This window comes from Corallococcus sp. AB049A, from assembly GCF_003668885.1.
Lineage (GTDB): Bacteria > Myxococcota > Myxococcia > Myxococcales > Myxococcaceae > Corallococcus > Corallococcus interemptor.
Map to the genome: position 1 here is coordinate 1 of NZ_RAWL01000805.1, position 1,218 is coordinate 1,218.

General features: G+C 72.9%; 1 protein-coding gene. It reads left to right on the forward strand.

Annotated elements, in window-relative coordinates; translation table 11 throughout:
- On the forward strand, positions 1-1,152 hold a 1,152-nt coding region (locus tag D7X55_RS39525; RefSeq protein ID WP_121725698.1), incomplete at its 5' end, for a hypothetical protein.
- Positions 1,153-1,218: the final 66 nt, after the last annotated feature.

Below are 1,218 nucleotides of genomic sequence, written 5' to 3' on the forward strand. Positions count from 1 at the left end.
GCCCCCGCCCTCGAAGCGTCCTCGGCCCCGGCGTCCGTGCGCTTCCAGGGGTTGTGGCTCTTCTCGCCCCGGGCGGACCTGAGCATCCTGGTGCTGCCCACGCTGCTGATGCTCGCGTCCGTGTGGCTCGCGAGCCTCACCGGCGAGGGCTCGCAGGGCTTCGCCCAGGCCATTGGCCGGTGGACGTCGCAGTACGTCTTCCTCAACGGCGCGCACGTCATCCTCACCTTCCTCCTGGTGGGCACCCGGCGCGAGCTGCTGCACACCACGCCCAACCAGTCCCGGCTGCTGGTGGGCGGAGCGTCGGCGGTGTTCGCGCTCACCTTCGCGCTGCTCTGGTACGCGGACACGTACGCGCCGCTGCTCGCGCTGCTGTTGGGCGCGGGCATCCACGTCCTCGCGGCGCACCACACGCTGTCGCAGGTGAAGGGACTCTGGGCGCTGCACGGCCTCAGGGCTCGCGCCGGCGGAGCCCCGCCCCTGTCCGAGTCCGAGCGCACGCTCCAGCGCCAGTTCGTCCCCGTCGCCCTGACGCTGATGATGCTCCGCTCGCTGGCCCTGCCCGTCACCAGCGCCCTGGGCTCGCGGCCGATGATCAACATCGGCCAGGCGGAGTCCGGCTCGCTGCCGCACGGCCTCACCTGGGTGCTGCTCGCGGTCTGGGGCGTCTTCGCCGCGAAGCTGCTGCTCGCGCTGCGCGGGCCCCCGGGACAGAGCGGGCCCCGGCGCGTGTACGTCCTGGCTCACGTGGCGGTGGTGGCGGTCTACCTCGTCTGGCCGCTGTGGGGCGCCATCCTGAGCGCGGGCATCCACGGCCTGGAGTACTTCTTCCTCACGGGCCGCATGCTCCAGCCCACGCCCTCGGAGACCACCACCCGCCTGCGAGGCCCTCGCGTGTGGGCGGCGATGCTGGCCGTGATGGCGCCCATCATCCTGGTGGGCATCGCCAACAGCCCCTTCGTCACCCTGGTGGACGGCGTCACGCAGGGCGCGGCCTCGGACTTCTTCCTGAGGCAGCAGCCGCTGTGGTCGCTGGGCGTCATCGCCACCAACGCGGTGGTGCTGGCGCACTACTTTGCCGACGCGTTCCTCTACCGCTTCCGCATCCCCCGCGTGCGCGAGGTGACGCTCCCCCGCCTGGGCCTGGGCTGAAAGCGGGCCCGGCCGCCCGCCCTCCAGGCCCGCGTGAGCCGCGCCTTTCCCCGGAGCGCCCGGGAG